This window comes from Peribacillus huizhouensis (assembly GCF_014138605.1).
Lineage (GTDB): Bacteria > Bacillota > Bacilli > Bacillales > DSM-1321 > Peribacillus > Peribacillus huizhouensis.
Map to the genome: position 1 here is coordinate 644,976 of NZ_JACJHX010000001.1, position 22,878 is coordinate 667,853.

18 protein-coding genes and 1 pseudogene are annotated in these 22,878 nt (G+C 36.3%); 7 read left to right on the forward strand and 12 right to left on the reverse strand.

What is annotated here, in order from left to right; all coding sequences use genetic code 11:
• Window positions 1-160 precede the first annotated feature (160 nt).
• Entirely contained in the window at window positions 161-1,525 is a 1,365-nt protein-coding gene (locus tag HNP81_RS02955; RefSeq protein ID WP_182501495.1) for a TrkH family potassium uptake protein, read from the reverse strand.
• A 488-nt stretch (window positions 1,526-2,013) separates the two neighbouring features.
• Window positions 2,014-2,844 carry an HAD family hydrolase gene (locus HNP81_RS02960; RefSeq protein ID WP_246399215.1) on the reverse strand — a complete coding sequence of 277 codons (831 nt, stop codon included), beginning with the start codon at window positions 2,842-2,844 and terminating at the stop codon, window positions 2,014-2,016.
• Window positions 2,845-3,139: 295 nt separating this feature from the next.
• Between HNP81_RS02960 and HNP81_RS02965 the strand changes: the two are divergent.
• Both HNP81_RS02965 and HNP81_RS02970 read left to right on the forward strand, forming a co-directional pair.
• Window positions 3,140-3,326 (forward strand): annotated as a pseudogene (locus HNP81_RS02965) (IS1595 family transposase); the annotation flags it as partial.
• A 28-nt stretch (window positions 3,327-3,354) separates the two neighbouring features.
• Entirely contained in the window at window positions 3,355-3,825 is a 471-nt protein-coding gene (locus HNP81_RS02970; protein WP_182501496.1) for a hypothetical protein, read from the forward strand.
• 159 nt (window positions 3,826-3,984) lie between these two features.
• Here the strand turns inward: HNP81_RS02970 and HNP81_RS24215 are convergent, their stop codons facing one another.
• Together HNP81_RS24215 and iadA are read right to left on the reverse strand one after the other, a co-directional pair.
• A complete protein-coding gene (locus HNP81_RS24215) occupies window positions 3,985-4,149 on the reverse strand; it encodes a YjcZ family sporulation protein (protein WP_182501497.1) in 165 nt (54 codons plus the stop codon).
• 176 nt (window positions 4,150-4,325) lie between these two features.
• Window positions 4,326-5,501: a beta-aspartyl-peptidase gene (gene iadA, locus HNP81_RS02980; protein WP_182501498.1), complete on the reverse strand. Its 1,176-nt coding sequence runs from the start codon at window positions 5,499-5,501 to the stop codon at window positions 4,326-4,328.
• 239 nt (window positions 5,502-5,740) lie between these two features.
• Here iadA and HNP81_RS02985 point away from each other — a divergent pair, with 239 nt between their 5' ends.
• Window positions 5,741-6,091: a hypothetical protein gene (locus HNP81_RS02985; RefSeq protein WP_182501499.1), complete on the forward strand. Its 351-nt coding sequence runs from the start codon at window positions 5,741-5,743 to the stop codon at window positions 6,089-6,091.
• A gap of 325 nt (window positions 6,092-6,416) precedes the next feature.
• Here HNP81_RS02985 and HNP81_RS02990 read toward each other — a convergent pair whose 3' ends face one another.
• Window positions 6,417-8,420 (reverse strand): transglycosylase domain-containing protein, encoded by a 2,004-nt coding sequence (locus HNP81_RS02990; RefSeq protein WP_182501500.1) that lies wholly within the window; start codon window positions 8,418-8,420, stop codon window positions 6,417-6,419.
• Window positions 8,421-8,763: 343 nt separating this feature from the next.
• On the opposite strand from HNP81_RS02990, the gene HNP81_RS02995 reads away from it, so the two are divergent.
• Complete coding sequence (locus HNP81_RS02995) at window positions 8,764-9,876, forward strand: histidine kinase N-terminal domain-containing protein (RefSeq protein WP_182501501.1); 1,113 nt, start codon at window positions 8,764-8,766, stop codon at window positions 9,874-9,876.
• A gap of 691 nt (window positions 9,877-10,567) precedes the next feature.
• Window positions 10,568-11,902 carry a hemolysin family protein gene (locus HNP81_RS03000; RefSeq protein ID WP_182501502.1) on the forward strand — a complete coding sequence of 445 codons (1,335 nt, stop codon included), beginning with the start codon at window positions 10,568-10,570 and terminating at the stop codon, window positions 11,900-11,902.
• A 309-nt stretch (window positions 11,903-12,211) separates the two neighbouring features.
• Here the strand turns inward: HNP81_RS03000 and uptA are convergent, their stop codons facing one another.
• Both uptA and HNP81_RS03010 read right to left on the reverse strand, forming a co-directional pair.
• Complete coding sequence (uptA, locus tag HNP81_RS03005) at window positions 12,212-12,826, reverse strand: undecaprenyl phosphate transporter UptA (protein ID WP_028393284.1); 615 nt, start codon at window positions 12,824-12,826, stop codon at window positions 12,212-12,214.
• Window positions 12,827-13,072: 246 nt separating this feature from the next.
• Window positions 13,073-13,237, reverse strand: coding sequence for an Lmo0850 family protein (locus HNP81_RS03010; RefSeq protein ID WP_154664023.1), 165 nt, complete (start codon window positions 13,235-13,237; stop codon window positions 13,073-13,075).
• A 747-nt stretch (window positions 13,238-13,984) separates the two neighbouring features.
• Here HNP81_RS03010 and HNP81_RS03015 point away from each other — a divergent pair.
• Window positions 13,985-15,367 carry a hemolysin family protein gene (locus HNP81_RS03015; RefSeq protein WP_034302147.1) on the forward strand — a complete coding sequence of 461 codons (1,383 nt, stop codon included), beginning with the start codon at window positions 13,985-13,987 and terminating at the stop codon, window positions 15,365-15,367.
• A gap of 365 nt (window positions 15,368-15,732) precedes the next feature.
• On the opposite strand, the gene HNP81_RS03020 is transcribed toward HNP81_RS03015, so the two are convergent.
• The 4 genes from HNP81_RS03020 to HNP81_RS03035 form a co-directional block, all read right to left on the reverse strand.
• Window positions 15,733-16,722, reverse strand: a complete 990-nt coding sequence (locus tag HNP81_RS03020) for a YeiH family protein (protein WP_182501503.1) — start codon at window positions 16,720-16,722, stop codon at window positions 15,733-15,735.
• Window positions 16,723-16,991: 269 nt separating this feature from the next.
• On the reverse strand, window positions 16,992-17,402 hold the full coding sequence (locus tag HNP81_RS03025) for a GNAT family acetyltransferase (protein WP_028393286.1): 411 nt from the start codon (window positions 17,400-17,402) through the stop codon (window positions 16,992-16,994).
• 442 nt (window positions 17,403-17,844) lie between these two features.
• Window positions 17,845-18,504, reverse strand: coding sequence for a phosphate signaling complex protein PhoU (gene phoU / locus HNP81_RS03030; RefSeq protein WP_028393287.1), 660 nt, complete (start codon window positions 18,502-18,504; stop codon window positions 17,845-17,847).
• Window positions 18,505-18,624: 120 nt separating this feature from the next.
• Window positions 18,625-19,248 (reverse strand): Type 1 glutamine amidotransferase-like domain-containing protein, encoded by a 624-nt coding sequence (locus HNP81_RS03035; RefSeq protein WP_182501504.1) that lies wholly within the window; start codon window positions 19,246-19,248, stop codon window positions 18,625-18,627.
• 698 nt (window positions 19,249-19,946) lie between these two features.
• Here HNP81_RS03035 and HNP81_RS03040 point away from each other — a divergent pair.
• Window positions 19,947-21,407, forward strand: a complete 1,461-nt coding sequence (locus HNP81_RS03040) for a SulP family inorganic anion transporter (RefSeq protein WP_182501505.1) — start codon at window positions 19,947-19,949, stop codon at window positions 21,405-21,407.
• 134 nt (window positions 21,408-21,541) lie between these two features.
• On the opposite strand, the gene HNP81_RS03045 is transcribed toward HNP81_RS03040, so the two are convergent.
• On the reverse strand, window positions 21,542-22,471 hold the full coding sequence (locus tag HNP81_RS03045; protein ID WP_028393290.1) for a manganese-dependent inorganic pyrophosphatase: 930 nt from the start codon (window positions 22,469-22,471) through the stop codon (window positions 21,542-21,544).
• Window positions 22,472-22,878 lie beyond the last annotated feature (407 nt).

The window sequence follows — 22,878 nt, forward strand, 5'->3', positions numbered from 1 at the left end:
AGATCCGACGCGCAAATTCAACTTCTGGATCACAATGACCAAAAAGTATGATTGTGAAACAATGAGCAAAATCTTTTAAGCCCATATTAGAAAGCTCCCTTTTTTCTTGGATTCAAATAAAAAATCCGGGTCTCCTAAAAACGGTCCCCGAATTTTTCTATCAACCTATAATAACTCTTTCTTTCGGATAATGATAATTTGCTTCCTTTTTCTTGCCGCCAATAATAAATAAGAATGAAGTAAGACCAATTCTTCCTATGAACATCAATATCATTAGAACAAATTTCCCAAAAATGCTAAGATCCGGGGTAATCCCCATCGATAAGCCTACCGTACCGAAGGCCGAGCAAACTTCAAATATTATGGCAATAAGCTGATTTTGACTATCCGAAATACTGATTGCGACAACCGACATAAAGCACATGACAAGAGCCAGTAAAGTAATGGCCAGTGACTTCATAATATCATCTTGATGAAGCTCTCGATTAAACACTTTAATATCACGATTTCCTTTAGCAAAATGATAAATAAATAATATATTTAAAGCAAATGTCGTTGTTCGGATACCTCCCCCCACCGAGGTCGGCGATCCACCAATAAACATTAAAACACTCATGACTAAAAGCGTAGGCATCGTAAATTCAGTAACATCCATTGTAGATAATCCCGCACTCCTAGTCGTTGCTGCTTGGAATAAAGCATAGAAAAAGCTTTTATGCCATGTCATACCCTTAAAATAATGCTGGTATTCAATGATCAAAATAAGGATTGTCCCCAACACGAGAAGAATTCCATATGTTGTTGTCGCCAATCTTGTAAATAGTGAAAAACGGAAAGGATTTTCAAGTTCCGTCTTTTTCCTAAATAAAAATTCCTTTACTTCAATTAAAACAGGGAATCCAATTGCCCCAAGAATGATTAGTATAATGGTTATCAATTGTACAAAATAATCACTCGCATAAGGAACAAGGGATTGACCAGTTATATCCATTCCAGCATTAGTTGTCGCAGTTACAGATGCAAACAAACCATGGAGAAAAGCTTCCTTCCAAGTTGGATAATAGTTTAAGAAATGCACCCCTAAAACAAGTGCCCCTAAAAGCTCAATAAGAAGAATGAGCTTTAAAATATCTTTTACTAATTTAACGAGTCCTGATAATGCTAACTGATTATTATCGGCCATTATAAGACGACGTCCACGCAATCCAATTTTCCGACCTAAAATCATCCAGAGAAATGTACTAATCGCCATAATGCCGAGTCCTGCGAACTGCAAGACGATCATAATGACAAAATATCCAAATACACTATATGTTTCAGAAATATTAAAAACAGTTAAACCTGTATCACTTACCACACTGACAGCTGTAAAGACAGTATCGATAAAGGCCACTTCAACCCCAGGCTTATGGACCGCTGGAATACTGAATAATAGAATTGATACAGTTACGGCCAGTAGATAATAGCCTGTAATAATCTTTGCAGGTGACAGTTTCTCCAGCCTGCTTCTTACGTTACTCCACATTGATTACATATCCCTTCGGTGTTTTTCATATCCCCTATCATAAAGAATATTAGTTGGATTTGAAAGTACATTTTATCTTTTGTTGACTTTTTATTTTTCCCCTTGTTTAGTGCTGAATTCTCGCATTGAGATGTTAATCAAAATGTAACGTCGACTCCTTATGTCATATAAACGACCATATTGTACATCACTTTATAAGTATCTACGCCTGAAGGCAAGTCTAAGCGTCTGACACCTAAATACATTAGAATCTCTTTATCTTTCTTAACTATTTATTTGTTTACAAGTAATTTCCGATTGTTCTTCAATTTCGACCAAATATCTAGATAGCACGAAAATAAAGATGTCCCGTAAAAGGGAAAACTTCGCATTCCATCCAACAGTTTACATAAAATGTAAATTTCTCTACAAACTAGATGGCGAGTGCGCAGTCAGACCTTTATGGGACATCCTCATTATTTAATCATATATATTTTTAAACTTTGCTATTACACGACTATTTCCTCTTCTGTACTTATTAATTTTAAAAGATGACGCACTGCATAAGCAAACCCATCTTCATCATTTGTCTTTGTAATTAAATCCGCTTTTTGTTGAATATGAAGGGGAGCATTTCCCATCGCAACTGATTTAGTTGCTACCTCAAATTGGGCAAGATCGTTGCCCCCATCTCCAAAAGCATAAATCTCATCAAACGATAGGTTCATAATTTCTTGATATCGAAACAACGCTTTCCCCTTATGTGCTTCATGTGAAGTAATTTCTAAATTATTGGGGAATGAAGAAGCCATCGTAACGTCATCGATACCCGCTAATGCCTTTGTTACTTCTTCAATTCTTTCCACATCTTCTTGGTGGACCAATGCAATTAATTTATAGATTTTAAGATTGTCATATTTTAAAATGTCATCGTAATTATATTCATGAAATAGAGTATTTAGTTCTTCTTTGCTCTTATGATGTAAAGGTGGCAAAGTAGAAGGGAACCCACCATAATTCGTATAGACAAGAATACCCACGTCTAATTTTTGTAAAACAGAGAATATCTTTTTATATGTCGAAATAGAAAGGGTTGCTTCATATAATATCTCACCGCTTTCTGAATATAGAACAGAACCATTAACACAAAAAATCGGTACATCCAACTTCTGTACAGCTTCTAGTTTCACTACATCCGCATGAGCACGGCCCGTATTCAAAATGAGCTGATAACCTTTTTCAGTTAACTCTTCTAAAGCTCTTATACTTCCTTCGGTAATTTCATCTCGAGAAGTTAACAACGTCCCATCTAAATCAATTGAAATACATTTCATCTTCATCCCAATCCCTTTCTTCTTTTAATATATATATACGTACATACTATCTCAAACGAGAGTTTAATGCTCCTGTTTTTTTATGTCAAAGGGTTTTAACTTTTCCACAACTATGTATTTTTAGGAATTTTACTTTTTATGGATGCGATTCAGTCCTAATTTCCCTCTATTCGGACTACCATGTATCAAATCAATGTGCTTCTTTTAAAATAGGCTCTGTTAAAGGTAAATGTTGATATATGATACCTGTCCGAAATCTTGATATAATCAACACAAGAACAAGTATTCGGGGGGTCAAGGTGTGCAAGCGTTTAGCAACTTGTTAAAGTATATCGACAAATTACCACACACCAAAAAAGAACAAATCTATCAATGGGTTAAACGCTATGTTGAACCTTCTTCCTTTGCTGGTGGGCGTTTAATCCTTCAAGGAAGGATTTGAGTGTCCCCATTGTTCATCAGAACACGTTGTTCGGTTCGGGAAATATAAACTTGTTAAATAGGGGGAAACTATCATTGAAAAAGTTTCGTGGAAAAAAGCGTTATTTTCGTAACTTGTGGCGAGAGTTAGATGTAGAGCAATATGATTTAGACTTTGGGCAGGAAGGTTGGTTTGATACTTGGCATACCCATCTTGATTTTTACGGGTTTGGGAATAATAGTGTGAAAATAAGAAGAGAGCATATAAAAGCACATATAGTTTTATATAACAGTTTATTAGAAAAGCTCCGAACATTCGATAAACCTTATCAATTGTGGATTGGATTAGTTGATGAAGATGCAGGTTTAGATGCAGTCTATATCCACACTCCTAATCCTAATGATGACAATTACCCGCTTAAAATAGAAAATTTAAGTTGGGATTGCACTATCCCAAAATATTTCAAGGATTTAATAAACCTAAACGAATTTAATGTAGGTCATTATAAGTCGGAATCGAATAACCACTACATTATCCAATCAAAAAATAATGAGATTAAATTGTAGAATTATATTCAACTAAGAGACTTTTGTTTATAAGAATAGGGGAACTTGCAAAAATAACAGTTCCTCCAAAATTTTATCAAAAAATCAACATTAAAATTTAACAGAGTCTTAAAATAAGAAAGAAACCGACCTAAAATTAGGTCGGTCATTTTAATCTTTTTAGCAGCAGTGTCCACCATATCCACCATATCCATACCCTGGACCGACTCCACCGCCGAAGCCACCACAAAAGCTAGCTCCGACAATGATTAAAAGTATAAACAAAACTACGATAAAGGCGAAACCTCCACCAAATCCAAAACCACCATCAACACAACCTGACATAAACAAACATCTCCTTTTTTTTGAGGAGGTACTTCCATGGGTTAATTTATAGTATGTTTGAATTAGGTAAGTGACACAAGAAAATTAAATAAAGTGGAAATTCCGATAGCGAGGTATGTCTACCTGTTAAACCGATAAATATTTCAAAGTGGTTTCGCCGTGTTCAGCTAGTTTTCTTAATCCTCAAAAGTACCTTTTACAATCGCTCCACCATTTTCAACCATTTTTCTTCCCATTGCAATAACCGTATCAATTTTGTAAGTCATTTTGTTCATTAACAAAAGATCCGCATCCAAGCCTTCTTCAATGCGCCCTTTTCCCTGTAATTTCAAAATATTTGCTGGATTTTCAGTTACAACTCTGATCGCATCTTCTATCGATACACCGTCCTCAATTATTGCATCTACAACCGATTCGTAAAGAGACATGCACTTTCCGACATTGAGCCCGAGCAACTTTCCAGCTCCATCAAAATTCGGAAGGCTCGCTTGGCCATCAGAGGTAAACGTAATCTTCTTAGGATCGACTCCTGCATCCAACGCTTGTTTTAAAGCTGTACTTGCTTTCACTTCTCCATCATTCAAGAATTGTTGGACTGTGCTTGTTGTGAAATCAATATAACCGCCCTTTTTGGCATATTTGATCCCTGCTTCAAATAGGTGACGATTACGATTGATATGTGTAGGATAAAACTGACTGATTGGCAGTTCTGTTTTTTCCACTACTTGCTCGATCACCTGTAAATGATCATGGCTATCTCCTACATGGATATTCACGATACCTGATTTCCCTGATAAAAGGCCCCCATTTCTAGCTTGGGAAGCGAGTTTGGCCATTTCTTTCACAGTCGGCTGCGATGAACGATGGTCAGCAATCGCAATTTCCCCAACACCAATAATTTTATCAATTAATATCAGGTCGTCTTCTATTTTACCTGTCAATGTTTTTACAGGTACTTGATACGAGCCTGTTTGGACAAAACAGGTGATGCCTTCCTCTTCAAGTGCTCTCGCTTTTGCCAATAATGCGGGCATCGTCCTCGTCGTCCCGTCCGTTCCAATAACTCCGACTAATGTTGTAATTCCTGCAAGGGTAGCATCTGTTAACTGAATTTCCGGCGTTCGCGTCTTATAACCACCTTCTCCACCACCGCCAATGAGATGAACATGTGCATCGATAAATCCTGGAACGACTAACTTTCCAGTGGCGTCGATTACTTCCATTTCAACGAAATGTTCTGGCTTTTCAATTTTATCTTGCACGAAACCGATTTGCTTCCCTACCAACAAAACGTCTTTTTTCCCTAGATAATTTGGGGCATACACTTCACCATTTTTTATTAAAGTTAACATGAATGTCTTCCTTTCTATATATAACTACTACTTTTTAACATTTAGCTAACAACCTATAATATCCCTTAACCAACATAGAATTTCAGGATTCTAAAAACTAGGTTCTCCTAATAAAATACCCACTTAAAAGGTTTTATTTAATAGAACCAGGGGTACATACCTATCATATCCAATATAAACAATGGGAAATCGAAGAACAAAACTTAACTTAAATAATTCCATAAAAGGAGGCTTTAATTATGAAACCAACTAAATCTCAAATTACGATTAACAAACAACTCAATATCCGACAAATTATGGATTTGTTCCAAATCATAAAAGACTATTCCGGCTCGATTACATTCCAATGTGAAACGCGCACTGTGGAACCAGAACGTTTAGCTAAACTTGTTTCTTTCATGCTTACTTTAAAAGAGTGCAACCAACTAACAATACATATATCCGGTAACCATACTCAGTATGTCCTAGCCAAAATTAATAATTGTTGTCAGCCTAGCCAACAACATCGAGAAACCTCATACAAGATTTACTTGAATAATAATAGGAAACTTCAATCAAAGGAGGCTGTCTCATCCCTTACTAATGGTTAGTCCCGTTCTATTGTCGCTAAATCACATTCTTACGATACATTAACATTTAGTAATCGATAGATAATAGGAAGTGAATGAATAAGAACAATTCTAATGATTATTGGTGCCATCGTGGTAATTGGTTTTCTTATTAACCTAATTTTTTAATACAATTTTAACAATAGGTGAGTTCCCCGGTCATAATCTTTACACCGTTTATCCCACATTAACGGGTAATCCCCCACTTCAAGGCTTAGAGATTTCAGAGATGCTTAGGTGGGGGATGAAGCCCCCACTGATTGAAGTTTCCCTTGATCTTCACAATCTAGCGATTAATTTTTCTTTATCACTTTAGCAAATTGTCCCACCATTTTTTCCAAGAATCCTTTAGTTCGTTTCCTTTATCACGCCAATATTGTTCTCGTTCTTGTTTTTCGAGTTCTTTTTTTCGTTCCTCTATTAACTGTTCCAAACTTTCTACACGAAAAGATTCCGCTTGCTGATTTTCAAGAACATTCGACATAACTTTTTGAAAAATAAGTGCTGTTCCTTGACTACTATGCGTGGTTAAATAATGATCTTTATCTGAACGATCATACCCCACCCAGACCGCTCCGACTAATGAAGGTGTGTACCCTACGAACCACTGGTCTTTTACACCACTTTTGACACCAGGAATTGTCACTTGAACAGAGCCCGTTTTGCCGGCAATTTCATAGCCGTCAACTGCGGCATTCTTTCCCGTGCCATATTCAACGACTCCTAAGAGCAATCGGTTCATTTGGTCTGCGACTTTTTTCTCGATAACTTTCGTACTTTTTTCATTCCATACCGCAACATCTTGACCTTGTGCATTCTCTATTTTCACGATAGTGTGAGATTCAAATCGTTTGCCTTTATTCGCAAAGGTAGAATAGGCTTCAGCCATATCCTGTGGCGATACTCCCCTTTCCATTCCACCAAGTGCTAGTGATAAATTCCGATCGTTTTCAGTTAACGGAATGGCAAATCGTTCTAATGCATGAATCGATTTTTCGATCCCAATCTCGTTCATAAGCCAGACGGTTGGAACATTCAATGACTTTATTATTGCTTCGTATAGCGGAACTTCACCTAAATATTGACCATTTGCATTAGATGGTTCATATCCTCCAAAGCTCATTTTTTCATCAACTAATAAATCAGTTAACTGATATCCTTCCTCGAGAGCTGGTGTATACACAGCTAACGGCTTTATCGTAGATCCCGGTGATGCCTTTAATTTAGTCGCTCGATTGTAGCCGAGGAATTGGTGCTTCCCTCTTCCTCCTATTAAAGCATTTATCCCGCCCGTTTTCGGATTGATCAACACCATACCACTTTGAACAAGAGCATCCGTCACTCCTTTTGGAAAGTTTCCATCATTTTCATATACTTCTTCAACTGCTTGCTGGATATGTTGGTCAAGTGTTGTGTATATTTTATAACCACCTCTCAGTAGTTCATCGATTTCCAAATTGTATTTTTGCGAAGCCTCTGTTAGCACCGCATCGACAAAATAAGGATATTTCCCTTTTACTTGATCTCCTTTTTGATTATGGGATAAAACAATTTCTTCACTTTTAGCTTGTTTTGCATGCTCTGCATCGATATATCCATTCGTTGCCATCCTCGACAGAACAAGATTTCTCCGTTTTAGTGCAGCATCATAGTGATTATATGGATCCAGCTTTGTCGGGATATTGATAACAGCTGCAAGCATAGCTCCTTCCGATAATGATAAGTCATTCACATCTTTACCAAAATAAATCTGAGCTGCTTTTTTAATCCCCCAGGCGCCATGACCAAAGTAAATTTGATTTAAGTACATTTCTAATATCTCATCTTTGGTGTATTCCTTCTCTACTTCTCTCGCTATAAAAAATTCCTCAAGCTTCCTTTTAAATGTACGATTCTGTTCTAGTAAAGCAATTTTTATTAATTGTTGAGTAATTGTACTTCCGCCTTCAACTACTTTGCCTGCTTTCATATTCACATAAACGGCGCGAAAAATCGCTTGATAATCAATACCAGTATGCTTATAAAACCGATGATCCTCAATGGCGACTACAGCATTTTTTACATGTTCAGGAATATCGTCTATCGAAACTCCTTCTGTTTTATTAGCGGTTATTTTACTAGCAAGCTTTAACTCCACATCATAAATTTCTGTTGAACGCTTAAGCTCTGTTGTTAAAAGGCTAATATCAGGTTTGTAAAAAGTTAGCACACAAATAATGAAAAGCAGAACTGCGGAAAATAATATGAGACCGGTATGATAAAAAAAGTACAAATTGTTTTTATTGAGTATTTTAGTGAACAAATCTTTCATTTATTCCTCCTAACATAATGCCGCTTCCTTTAGTCTATCGTCTGAGTGACGAATATCCTGCGGACCTCAACTAAACCTCTGAAGTTCACAGCGGTAAGTTTCACTGAATCTCACTAATCGGGATTTTACGAGCAGTTGTCCCCCACCTACGCTTTCTCGATACATCTAAGCCCTGTGGTAGGGTCGCACTGCTCATTAATGCGGGATAACCTTTAAAATCTCCTATCAATTTATATGAATAAAAAGTAATTTTTTAATTGACAATCAAGTAAAAAAAAGGATTTTTAAATCTATTGGCGAAATTTACATATATTATGTCGGATTTTTTTAATTGGAGGTTTAAATGTTATCAATTAAAGAATCAGCGATTGACTTTCTTATAACTAACAAAAACAAAATCATCAATGAATGGAATGAACAAATCCTTTCACATGAAGATCCTTTTTCCGATAAAACTTCCTTACATTTTGAACATTTTATTGAGTTATTAATCCAAAGTTTTATGCACAAAGATGCTCATACAGATAAGATGATAAAACAACTTGCACACATCGTAGCAGCAGAACGAATACAGGCTAAAACACCATTTGTGGATTTTATTAATCATGTTTCAAGCGGACGCGCCATCCTTATTCATCATTTATTGCTCCAGAACATGTCTTCAGCAGAAAATCAATCTATCTTAAAATTAGTCAATTCTTGTATTGATCAGTTTTTATACGATTCGATTTCCTATTATACTGAATTAAACTCCGAATTAAATATGGGGCAATGTGAGACTCTTAGTCAAACTCATAAAGAAAGATTAACTCTTCTCGGCAAAATGACGTCCAGTTTTGTTCATGAATTTAGAAATCCGCTTACTTCTATCATGGGATTTATTCAGCTCCTTCAAGCTGAAACACCAGACATAAAATATTTGGACATTATTTCAACTGAACTTCAACAGCTAAATTCGAGGATCACTCAATTCTTAGATATTTCAAAAAAGGAAACAAACGAAGCAGAAAAACATATCTTCAATATTGGTCACTTAATTTATGACGTGATTGAATTCCTCTACCCAAGTATTCTAGAAGTAAATGCCAAGGTTACTACGAATCTAGCGGACAATATTTTTATTTCTGGTTCTAAAGAAGAATTTCGTCAAGTTCTTTTAAATATTATTTTAAATGCATTAGATGTATTATCCTTTGAGAATTCGAATCCTATCATTAATATTTCTACAACAGAAGAAATCTCGAAACAATTGACCATGAATATTTCCAATAACGGACAAAAAATCCAAGAGGATATAATTCGTGATATTTTCAAACCGTTCATTACAACCAAGGAACGTGGTACAGGTCTCGGATTATTTGTATGCAAAGAAATCATTGAAAAAAATCAAGGTTCTTTGTCATGCAGTTCGAATGATGAACTAACAACATTTACGATTAGAATACCTTGTGTTTGACTAACAATTATTACCACATGATACCATAATATTTCCGAATATCTAATAGAGGAAGTTCCATAAAGATAAGACCCCATAACTACTAGTTACAGTTTATGTAAAATATTGCACCAAATTAAAGTGAAACCTCAATCAGTGGGGTTTTTACTGCCCGATAATGCGGGATAAACTGTATGATCAGTGCTGGGGCATCTTTTTTTGGGATATCCTTTTTTTATTCTGTCATCATACGACTGAAATCGTCCGTTTAATTTTGAGAATAACAATTTTTTTTATAAAATAAAGTTAGGTATCGTTAGAAATAGGTAATAGCTATATATAAAGTGAAACTTCAATCAGTAGGGTTTTCTTTATCCCCCACTGATTGTAAATCCCTTTCTACTGTCGCTAACATCACAGCGGTAAGTTTCACTTTATCTCACCAATCTGGCGTTAACTGGCAGTTATTCCCCTACTATGCTAACTCGATTCTCTCCAAGCCTTGAGGTGCGGGTCTTACTGCCCGTTAATTTGGGATAAACAATATGGGTGGAATTATTTCCTAATTATTTATTTCCGCCAGAGATTTCTTTTTCATTTTTATATTATTTTTTGGGAGGTGACAGGTACGAAATAATTCGTACAATCTAGTAATACGTGAGTTTAAACAAGTTTTATTACATCTTTACGAATTCTTTTCGTTCCTTAACTTTTGGACATTGTAAAAATATTTTTTGTGATCATACTGATTATTTTAACCGCTTTTTTTGTGGCTTCAGAATTTTCTATTATCCGTGTTCGTGGTTCAAGAATTAATCAATTAATTGAGAATCAGCACCCAAAAGCAACAGCAGTCAAGCAGGTTATCTCTAATTTAGACGAATATTTATCCGCTACCCAACTGGGGATTACTATTACTGCCTTAGGTCTAGGCTGGCTTGGGGAGCCAACGATGCGGCATATTCTCAAACCTATCCTTGACGTACTCCATGTACAAGAGCAACTCGTTCATGTTCTAAACTTTCTTATCGCGTTTTCAATCGTCACTTTTCTAAATGTTGTCGTTGGAGAAATGGCACCGAAAACAATCGCTATCCAAAAAGCTGAACAGGTAAGTCTGTTCGTATCAAAACCACTCATTTGGTTTCATAAGATTGCGTTTCCGTTCATTTGGGTATTAAACCATTCAGCAAGTTTTATTACTAGCATTATCGGTATGAAGCCGGCCTCAGAAAGCGATGTTGCACACTCAGAGGAAGAGTTGAAATTATTATTATCCGATAGTTACAAAAGCGGAGAAATAAATCAGTCAGAATTTAAATACGTGAATAACATCTTTAATTTTGACAACCGAACCGCTAGAGAAGTCATGGTTCCTCGTACCGAGATTATCAGTTTTTCAAAAGATGATATGCTACAAGAATTTATTCAACATGCCAAAGACTTAAGATTCACCCGCTATCCAATTGTTGAAGAGGACAAGGATCATGTTGTTGGACTGGTGAACATAAAAGAAATTTTTTCTCATATTACTAAAAATAAAAACGTGAAAGGCGTCACTTTAGAATCATTTACACGTCCTATAATCCGGGTGATAGAAAATACCCGAATTCAAGATTTGCTCATAAAAATGCAAAAAGAACGGATTCAAATGGCAATACTGATGGATGAATACGGCGGTACGGCAGGATTGGTAACCGTTGAAGATATATTAGAAGAAATTGTCGGTGAAATCCGCGACGAATTCGATGTTGATGAAATCCCTCCTGTCCGCAAAATAACAGAAGACCATTTTATCGTTGACGGTAAAATCCTTCTTACAGAAATCAATGATAAACTTGGGATTAACTTAGAAGACGATGATATCGATACAATTGGCGGATGGATGCTAACTCAAAATTACGATATCCAAACAGGTGATGTAATCGAGGTAGAATCCTTTATCTTCAAAGTAAATAAAATGGAAGATCATATGATTCGCTATATTGAAATAAAAAGAGTCCCGATAGAAGTTCAAATGTCCAATGAAATATTAAAAACACCATAGCACTTGTACTGTTTAGGCTATTTCAAAGGATCTACTCCATCAGGGAATTAGACCCTTTGATTTAGCTTTATCCCGCTTTAACGGTCAGTTACAGTGAAACTTACCGATGCGTGTGCAGAGGTTTAGTTGAGGCCCACAGGATGTGGGTCACACAGACGTTGCCGCAGGAAGCGGCGTACTTAGTCTGAGTTCGTTGAATCGGGTTCGTACTCTCGATTGATTGAAGCTGTCGCTGCGATCTTAGCGACAGTAGAGCGGGACTAACAATCAGTGGGGGATGAAGAAAGCCTCCACTGATTGATGTTTCACTTATTTCCTTTTGGTTACAATGACGATTGGTGGTTCTTGTTTTCTTTTCCATATCGTATAAATTATGCCTCCGATTACCGCAACAATAATAATTGGGACAATGATCGGCTGAGCAATATGTTTAATCTGAGTCCAATTCTCACCTAACATATTACCTAGTAATAAAAACAGGACCGTCCATGGAATCATAGCAGCTATCGTATAGCCAGTAAATTTCACGAATGACATTTTAGCTATCCCTGCTGGAATCGAAATTGCGTGGCGAACAATTGGGATAAAGCGCGCAGTAAATACGACACCTACTCCATATTTCTCAAACCATTGTTCTGCAGCATCAATTTGTGTTTCTTTTATGAAAATATACTTCCCATATTTCAGTAAAAATGGCCGACCTCCAAAATAACCGGCCCAATACAAAAACAACTGTGCGAATGTCCCCCCAATGACACCAGCAAGCAGTGCACCCCAAAAATTAATTACACCAGTACCAATTAAATAACCCCCAAACCCTAGCACAAGCTCACTAGGAATAATCTCAATCATTAAGCCTAACGCAATGCCTACGTAACCCATTTCTTGAAAAAACGTTAATATATTCATAATAAAATTTGACATAATTAACTCCTAGTCTTCATTGTTTTATTCATAGTATATAAGCTTGGCTCTATTTTTATTCTAGGGACGCAACGAAAAAAGAGGCTTTCCCCAAAGGGTCCGGCCTCAAACTTTACCTCTGCTAAAAATCATCGATAAGTTTCACTGTATCTCACTAATCGGGGTTTTACTGTCCGGTATAGCGGGATAAACAAAATATAGTTGTTGTGGGTAATATCCTTTCTATGGGCGAGCTTAAGCCTTGGCTTATTTAATGATATCATTTGACTGTGAGGATTGATCTTTCTGGGTACTTAAATCTAACAAACTCGGATCTACTTCGTATAAATTCGAGAAAATATCATGACGAGATTTCGTTTTGGCAATTTTGATACCTTTACTTCTAAATTTCAAAATACAATGATTTACCATCTGAATTCACCTCACTTGGATTTTCCGTAATATGTTATATTGCAACTATTACCCAGTTCAAACCGATTATATTCATATCCATCTAATTATTTACTTGCAATCTCAATCACTGGCAAGCTGTTTATCGTTACATGAACAACAACGTATTATTTTCCCGCTTCTTCAAATGTGCAGATACGACTATGATCCCGCATAACTTTTGAGTAGTTTCCAATACCATACATATTGATGCCCTTATTACTACTTTTTTAATCAGGTCTTCTGACTCTTCATTTTGTATCATACTTTAAGCAATAGTTTCCATTTGTCATTGAATTATACACATGTTTAAAGTAATAAAATTCAGACTCTTTTATTCCGAATATATATGAAATCCCTTAAAAAGCGCTAATATTTGTTTATAAACAGTCATATAGCTGAAATAATGACGAAATTCGGTCCTTTTTACAGTTTGACGATTTGACTTTCCTTTTCTATAATGAACATATTTACTTAATTTTGAAGCAGGGGTGATATGATGGGGTATTAATTAATGGACGAATAAACAAACAATTTTTCCTTGACCAATTTGCTGGTAGAAACATTTTTATCGGCAGACAGGTCGACGTGATTTCCCGTCCGTATGCCACTGGTCCCTGCGCTTAATTTGCACGGTGCAAAACAAATGAAGTTACTAAACAACTTATTCTTTACTATTTTAGGAGGTGGACTCCTTATTCGTCTTCATGACGAGTTAAGGGAGACTATTTGGACATAATAAACTTGGTTTTCATAGCCATTTTAATTGCTTTGACGGCATTTTTTGTAGCCTCGGAGTTTGCAATTGTGAAAGTGAGAAGTTCACGAATTGATCAGTTAGTTGATGAAGGACGAACCAATTCAGTTCCAGCTAAACATGTTATTTCCAACCTAGATGAATACCTTTCAACCTGTCAGCTAGGAATTACTGTCACTGCTCTCGGACTCGGGTGGCTTGGTGAACCGACGATTGTAGAGCTACTTAAACCTTTATTGACGCAATTTGACATTCCAACTTCTGTTTCACATTTCATATCGTTTGCCATTGCTTTCGCTTTTATTACCTTTATTCATGTGGTAGTTGGCGAATTGGCACCGAAAACTGTAGCCATTCAAAAAGCTGAGCAAATAACCTTACTAGTAGCCAGACCATTGATTTTATTTAATAAAATCATGTATCCATTTATTTGGATTTTAAATGGTTCAGCTAGATTGCTCGTAAAAATGTTTGGAGTCGAGCCTGTTTCAGAAAATGAATTGGCTCATACAGAAGAAGAACTTCGTATAATCGTGTCTGAAAGCTATAAAAATGGCGAAATTAACCAATCAGAGTTTAAATATGTGAATAAAATTTTTGAATTTGACGACCGGATCGCCAAAGAAATTATGGTACCTCGTACTGAGATTGTTACCTTATCGATTAATGATACGATAGAAGAATTTTTTAGCGTAATGTCAGAAGAGAAATATACCCGCTATCCTGTGATTGACGGCGATAAAGACCATGTTATTGGGATGGTTAATATTAAGGAACTTTTCACCGAAATGATTGCAAATAAAACACAGCCTACTCAAACGATAGAACGGTACATCCGTCCAATCATTCGAGTGATTGATACAATACCCATTCACGATTTACTAGTAAAGATGCAAAAAGAACGTGTTCATATGTCCATTTTAATGGATGAATACGGCGGAACCTCCGGATTAGTGACAGTTGAAGATATTCTAGAAGAAATTGTGGGCGATATTCGAGACGAGTTTGACCTTGACGAAATTCCTGAGATTCAGAAAATGAAGGAAGATCATTATATTCTTGATGGCAAAGTATTAATAAGTGAAGTGAATGATTTGATTGGACTTGAAATCATCGATGAAGATATGGATACAATCGGCGGCTGGATCTTATCAGAGAATTACGAGGCCAAACAAGGTGACATCATCGAACATGAAGAGTATTGCTTCAAAATAAAAGATATGGAAGACCATCACATCCGTTATATAGAAATTTACAAAACAGTAAAGGCAGCAAACGAAGTGAAAGAGTTTCCTCAACATGCCCAAGTGCATAAACAATCAAAGGCACAGCCTTCTACTGAAATCGTTTCATAATATAAAAAGGCTCTTTTCGTAAAGATTGTTGTTTTTCGCAAGAAACCAATTCGAATAGATGTTGATTGTAGTGGAAGGTGCGAGACTCCTGCGGGAAAAGCGTGTTGAAGGAGACCCCGCAAGTGCAAAGCACTGAGGAGGCTTCTGAGACCGCCCGCGGAAAGCGAGTACCTGCAACGGAAATCAACCCGGGTTATTAGTGTAAAAATGATTGAAAAGCAACAAAGTATGTGAAAACAGCCTATAAAAATGAGGAAGGGATCAGATCCTTTCCTCATTTTTACTTTATATCCTCCATTTAATCGGACTAACAAGTAGAGATTTCCCCATTTGTTTGGCAATCTTAAATCAAGTTTCTTTTCTTTTTAGAGAATAAGCCATGCAATCAGAAGCGCAGCCGCTAGTATTTGGACAATGGTCAATAGACCAGTATAGATGGCAACCTTCCCACCTTGTTCAACTAAATCTCTCAGTTGAACTCTTAATCCGATTCCCGCAAGAGCGATTACTTCAAGAAAGGACCCAGTATTTTGTATTATTCCCTGCAATAGAATCGGAAAAGCAAATATGCTATGTAATGCACATAGAAGCAAAAATCCTGAAATATACCAAGGGATTGGCAATTTTATTTTTTTACTCTTCTCAACAGGGGCTTTCTTGCTATATCTCATCAACCCGTAAATGACAACACTAAGCAATAAGATTCTTACCATTTTATAAACGGCAGCTTCTTCCTTTACAACTTCACTTACCATACTTCCACTTGCTACAACTTGTCCAACTGACTGAAGCACTCCTCCAATCATCGCTGACGAAGGCTGCATCTCATTTTTATATAATAGAGTTGTTATAAGAGGCAAAATAAACATAAGGACAGTGCCGGTTAAATTGACAACTGTTATGGCAAGTGATTTCTCCTTTTCCTCAGCTTGAATAGCAGGAGCCGTTGCTGCAATCGCTGAAGATCCACAAACAGCATTCCCGCTCGCCATTAATAGTCGAAAGTTTTCTGGTAGTGCTAACTTTTTTCCAATCCAAAGTGCTGCCAAAAGCGTTACAGCCATTTGTAACAGAATAAAAATCACTCCAGATAAACCAATCTCTACAATAGAATGAAAACTGATAGTACCGCCTAATAAAATAATTGCATAATATAGTAATTTAGATTCTGAATATTTCGTTCCTGCATTGAACCGCTTAATCTTACCAGTACCAATATTACCGACAATAATCCCGGCAATAATCGCAAAAGTTCCTGCTCCAAATAAAGTGAACTTATTTGCGACTAAAATGGAAAAACAAGCGATTACGATACATAAAACTAAACCAGGTATAACTTCTTTCACTTTCGACATTCTTAAACCTCATTTCTAGGGGCTCTTAACAAAAGACTCATTTATTTTAATGCTTTATATGATTGCATTCAATCCCAAAATTATAAGCATTTTCTTTTCTACTTTGGAATATGATTTATTAATAAGTTAATTACGTATCATAAAATAGCTGTTTTTTTAGACCAGACAATGAAAAAGAGAAACAAATAAAAGAGGGTGTCCCAAAAGTATCTGACACTTTTGTTTCGGGACAGCCCTCATCATTAGTATTTCTTTATGTGAATCATTCTTTACTTAATCCATTTTTCCATAAATACCAATTCATCTGTGTTATACCCAAGATTTTCATAGAAGCCAATGACTTTGGAGTTATCGTATTCAATTAAAAGATTGATCTTTTTACAACCGATTCTTTTTAACCTCTGTTCTAATTCCTCCATAATCAATTTACCTACTCGTTTTCCTTGATAATCAGGATGAACAGCTAAATGATTGATCCAGCCCCGGCGTCCATCATACGAGCCCATTACAGATCCAATAATTTTCTCGTTTTCTTCTGCAACTAAAAATAGCTCTGAATCCCTTCCTACTTTATGTACAATCCCTTTTAATGAGTCCGAAACTGATAATGTAATCCCTGCCTGTTCCCAAACATTTGCTACCTCTACATAGTCTCCTAATGTAAACTCGCGTATCTTCATTGTACATCCTCCGTTATGATTCAAAATTATTGTCTCATTCATCCATATGTATTATTTCATTCACATAATTCCACTTGTCATTTCTTTTCCATCCCAAGCGTATTCGTATGCTTCTTGCTGTCAGGTATCTTGCCATATATTTAGCTTTAGAAATTTGCTCAAAGTATTATTTGTACCGCGATCATGTTGAATTTAGATGAAATATGACAGATTTCAATATTTTTCTAGCAGAATCACTTATTTCACTGTTAGGAGCAAGATTCTTGATTGCCTCCTATTGGAAAATATCAGCAACCATTCATCCACTAATTTTTACATTATAATTTTATCATTTTCGCATTATTATGAAAACATTATTTGTGAGATATCAAAAAAAGACGTGTGCCATTTCACACGCCTTACAATGTTCCCTCTATAAATTTCTCGGAATTATTATACAGACTTAACTGTTTAAATCGTACAATTGTCCTTTTACCATGAAAACAATATTTTCGGAAATATTGGTTACGTGGTCACCAACTCTTTCTAGATCGCGACAAACGAATGATAATTGTGTAACTTGGGACGTTAGTTCAGGGTTTTGCGCGATATATTCTAGCAATTCCTGGATCAGTCGACCATACATTTCATCAATTTCATTATCGAGCTCTGCCGTTTCTCTTGCCTTCTCTTCATCTTGTACATCATAGGCGAGCATAACTTGATTTAACATTGTAGCTGCTTTCTCAGCCATTAAAGGAATGTCATATAACGGTTTAAATAATTCCTTTTCGCCGATGCGAATAGTAGATTTTGCAACATTTACAGCTAAATCACCTATTCTTTCTAAATCTGTAGAAATCTTAATGCTTGAAATAATTCTCCTTAAATCTGATGCAACAGGCTGTTGCTTAGCAATCAACCAAATAACTTTCTCGTTTATTTCCTGATTAATTCGATTAATTTTATAATCATTGTCGATAACTTTTAGCGCTCGATTAATATCCTGTGCGACTAAAGCCTCTATGGATTCATGCAAAGCATTTGCTGCTCTTGTACCCATTTCAAGCACCAAATTTTTAAGTGAAAAAAGCTCTTCTTCAAACCCTTGACGCACATTCATTATTTATCCTCCTTTAAAACCAATATAGAAAGCCACTTTGCTTCTATTAATAAAGCATATAATAGAAAGATCATTATTTTCAACTAATTTACATAACATTTACATTCCATAAAAGTTTATTCATGATCCACATGAAAGAACAATAGCACCGTCATCTCTTAAACGATTAACAGAGCAACGATGCGCCCGTTCAAACTCCAACAAACGTTCTTCAATTTTTCTTCCTTGTTTATCTGGATACAATTTTTCATCACCATAATGTGGAAATACACGCACATCCGTTATTCCTAACCCTGTTAATTCTTCTAATCCTTCTATTGCTTTTTCTGGAAAGAAATGCTCTACCAGTTTAATATCAGGGCCAAGAACAATCGAACCAGTGCTCACCCCTACAAGAAGTCCACCATTTTCAGCAAACTCTCGAATAATCTTATCAGCCCCGCTCTCCTTGAGATGATACAGTAAATTAAATGGATTACCTCCATTCAAAAATATAACATCTGATTGGCGAAGTATCTCAGGTTCTTCAAACTCAATATCTACAATACGAACATTCTTCATTCCCATTTCGTGAAAATCTCGCAATGTCTTTAAAACAAACTCGTTATTCCACTTCTCTGTATTTGAAGCAGTCGTTATTATGGAAATTCTCGCATCCTCAGGATTGATTTTAATGCAATGCAAAAAACGACTTCTAATTGCATCTGTATAAAAGCCAGCTGATGTTAATAAAATTTTCCCCATCGACTCTCTCCCCCTCGATTTCTATACTTTATCAGTTCAGCAGTGATCAGGAAAACTCCTGCTGAATTTCATAAGATATTCTTACATTGTCCTCTATGATGTATTGCTGAAATTCCATTCCATGTTTGTATCAGTTTGATTGAAAATCATCCCACATGATTAACAACAAGAATCAACAATATCATTTGCCAGGGGCACTTAGCAGAAATTAAGCTACGTTATGTAAGAGGTTGTATAACATTACTATTAAGATAAGAGTCGACTTTTCTAAGAAACAACAATTGAGTTTTTACTTTAGAAGATTATACTTTGACTTTTTTTGAGACAACTAGCAATTCACTATAAAGTTCAACTAAACTTCTGCTCAAGCATTGGTAGCTTTTACTGTATCTCACCAACCGGGATTTCACTTCAAAAAGCGAGGCGACTGCCCAGCCCTAACAAGCATGATGGTGTACTCTGCCACAGAGAAACAGCTTATAACCTCAGACGTGCTAATAGCCAGCAGTTATCCCCCACCTACGCTTCTTCGCCTCCCTAAGACATGAGGTGAAGGTTTTACCCCGTTAACGCGGGATAAAAGGATATGTAGTGACATGAACTCTATTCATTACCATAGTCACATGTTATAATCAATTTTATTGTAATCCACATGTTTACTATTTAATCAAGTTATTTTTTATATAAGGAGTGTTTATTTGAATACCGCTAGATTAAAACAAGAATGGTTTGGCAATACACGGGGAGATATTCTTTCGGGCATTGTTGTTGCTTTGGCCTTAATTCCCGAAGCGATTGCATTTTCAATCATTGCAGGAGTAGATCCAATGGTTGGCTTGTATGCCTCGTTTTGTATTGCAATTGTTATTGCCTTTGTGGGCGGCCGCCCCGGGATGATTTCAGCCGCGACTGGGGCAATGGCACTTGTCATGGTTGATTTGGTTAAAGATCATGGCCTGCAGTTTTTATTAGCTGCGACTATTTTGACTGGGATCATCCAGATTTTCCTTGGTGTATTTAAAATTGGAAAACTGATGAAATTTATTCCAAGACCAGTTATGGTTGGCTTCGTCAATTCACTGGCAATCTTAATTTTTTCTGCTCAATTGACTCACTTTGTCGGTGAATCATGGGTGATGTACGTGATGACTGCTTTCGCACTTGCGATTATCTATTTATTTCCTTATGTAACTAGAGTCATACCCTCACCACTTATCGCTATTATTGTCATAACTATCATTGCTGTTATGACAGGAGCTACTGTTCGGACTGTCGGAGATATGGGGGTACTTACGCAAGCTTTACCAACGTTTTTCCTTCCTGACGTTCCTTTTACGATGGATACGTTCATGATTATTTTTCCTTATTCACTTGCATTAGCATTTGTAGGACTATTAGAGAGTTTATTGACTGCTCAAATTGTAGATGATTTAACGGACACGGAAAGTAATAAGAACACAGAAGCACGAGGTCAAGGAATCGCGAATATCGTTAGTGGGTTCTTCGGTGGTATGGCTGGTTGCGCCATGATTGGACAATCTGGCATTAATATTAAATCTGGCGGTCGCGGCAGACTCTCTACCTTTGTTGCTGGGGTTTTCTTGTTAACCTTAATTGTTCTTTTAAATGATGTTCTTGTGAAAATTCCAATGGCTGCCCTGGTTGGCGTAATGATCATGGTTTCGATCGCGACATTTGATTGGTCATCACTAACAAAGCTACATCTTGCTCCTATCACGGACACATTGGTCATGCTGGTGACAGTAATCGTTGTTCTTTACACAAATGATCTTTCCAAGGGCGTATTTGCTGGTGTAATCTTAAGCATGATTTTCTTTTCAGCAAAAGCTTCTAAAGTGCAAGTTGAAAAGATAGCCGGTGAAAACAGCAAAGAAACCTTATACCACGTAAGAGGCCCTTTATTCTTTGCTTCCGTACAAGATTTTGTGAAACAATTTGACCTAAAAGAAGCAACCAATCATGTTGTAATTGATTTTAGCCGCTCGAAAGTATGGGACGATTCTGCAGTAGGAGCGGTGGATAAGATCATTTTGAAATACCGAGCACATGGTAAAACGGTCCAACTTAAAGGTCTTGATACAGAAAGCTCACAACTGCTAAAGAAACTAGCTGCAGATAAAGTTGAGACAGTAAATTAATCCAAACAAAGAGGCTGCCTGAAAGGTTCAGACTCACACTCTATACACCGTTTATTGTGTCATTTACACGTTATATAAACGATATATTGGCGATGTGAGGTCCTGATCCTTTAGGGCAGCCTCTCTTTTATTGATTAATTCGTGAAAATGTTTGTTAACACAGGCACGATTTGTTTCTTACGTGATACAACACCTTCAAGTACAGCAATTTTATTATTCAATGTGACATTATACGCACGTTCCACAGCTTGAGCTTGTGCACCTAGTGCAAGTCCGACAGAATCGTTTGTCAAAATATCAGTTACGACAAATAGAAACAAGTCTAATCCTTTGTCTGCGATGACAGCCTCAATTGCCGTTTCCAATTCTGCTTGGCGTACTAACACTTCATTCACATCGACTGCGTTTACTTGGGCGATTTCAACCTTAGCATCTCCCATTGTGAATTCTTTAGCATCAAGCGAGATGAGTTGAGAAATTGTTTTATCACTAAGATCTGCTCCTGCTTTAAGCATTTCAAGACCATATGTTTCCGCATTAACTCCAGCAATTTCTGCTAATTCCATGGCAGCCGCAACATCTTGTTCTGTGCATGTTGGTGATTTAAATAATAATGAATCAGAAATAATCGCAGAAAGCATCAGCCCTGCAACTGCTTTTGGAACTTCAAGATTGTTTTCTTTATAAATTTTATTTAGAATCGTAGCTGTGCAACCTACTGGTTCAGCACGATAGTACAACGGATCACTCGTTTCGAAATTAGCAATTCGATGATGATCAATTACTTCAATAACTCGAACTTGATCAATGTCATCTACACTTTGTTGACGTTCATTATGGTCTACTAATATCACATCAGAAGCTTCTCCTTTTGCTGCTACAATTAAGCGAGGTGCTTCGAATTTAAATGTATCAAGTGCATATTGCGTTTCACCGTTTACTTCGCCTAGTCGAACGGCTTCAGCATTCATACCTAATTGTTTTTTTAGATCAGCATAGGCAATTGCTGAACAAATTGTATCAGTATCTGGATTTTTGTGTCCGAAAACAAGTACTTTTTCCACGTTATTGCTCCTTTAAATTAAAATTATTTCAGTTCTTTTATTTTAGCATAAAGTCTTGTGCAAAACACATTTCAAAATTGCAAGTTTTTTTAATTTCGCCTGCCTAATTTATTGAAAACATTTGTTGTGCTGTACATTCCGCTATTTCATATAAATTTATTTTTTTATGCCTAACATCATCCTTGCTCATTCTATCAACCATTTGATAGTATAAGCCATTCAAGCACTTATTCAACAATTATTTTAGCAAGAATTATACTTTTTATAAAAATCAAGATTTGATTTATTTTTATTTATCCATTACGATATTAAATAGCGAATCACAATATATAGATATTGAAAACCTAAGAAATATCTATATATAGATGTCAAGCTTTTGATGCTAAAATCCAGTTACCCAGAACCGG

Bases quoted from the DNA above. Each gene is read 5' to 3' on its own strand.
- HNP81_RS03020 (WP_182501503.1), bottom strand. From the start codon at position 16,722: ATGTCGAAAGTGAAAGAAGTTATACCTGGTTTAGTTTTATGTATCGTA.
- HNP81_RS02985 (WP_182501499.1), top strand. From the start codon at position 5,741: ATGAAACCAACTAAATCTCAAATTACGATTAACAAACAACTCAATATC.
- phoU (WP_028393287.1), bottom strand. From the start codon at position 18,504: ATGAATGTGCGTCAAGGGTTTGAAGAAGAGCTTTTTTCACTTAAAAAT.
- HNP81_RS03010 (WP_154664023.1), bottom strand. From the start codon at position 13,237: ATGGTAAATCATTGTATTTTGAAATTTAGAAGTAAAGGTATCAAAATT.
- HNP81_RS02955 (WP_182501495.1), bottom strand. From the start codon at position 1,525: ATGTGGAGTAACGTAAGAAGCAGGCTGGAGAAACTGTCACCTGCAAAG.
- HNP81_RS24215 (WP_182501497.1), bottom strand. From the start codon at position 4,149: ATGTCAGGTTGTGTTGATGGTGGTTTTGGATTTGGTGGAGGTTTCGCC.
- uptA (WP_028393284.1), bottom strand. From the start codon at position 12,826: ATGTCAAATTTTATTATGAATATATTAACGTTTTTTCAAGAAATGGGT.
- HNP81_RS02995 (WP_182501501.1), top strand. From the start codon at position 8,764: ATGTTATCAATTAAAGAATCAGCGATTGACTTTCTTATAACTAACAAA.
- iadA (WP_182501498.1), bottom strand. From the start codon at position 5,501: ATGTTAACTTTAATAAAAAATGGTGAAGTGTATGCCCCAAATTATCTA.
- HNP81_RS02960 (WP_246399215.1), bottom strand. From the start codon at position 2,844: ATGAAGATGAAATGTATTTCAATTGATTTAGATGGGACGTTGTTAACT.
- HNP81_RS03035 (WP_182501504.1), bottom strand. From the start codon at position 19,248: ATGGGGAAAATTTTATTAACATCAGCTGGCTTTTATACAGATGCAATT.
- HNP81_RS02990 (WP_182501500.1), bottom strand. From the start codon at position 8,420: ATGAAAGATTTGTTCACTAAAATACTCAATAAAAACAATTTGTACTTT.
- HNP81_RS03025 (WP_028393286.1), bottom strand. From the start codon at position 17,402: ATGAAGATACGCGAGTTTACATTAGGAGACTATGTAGAGGTAGCAAAT.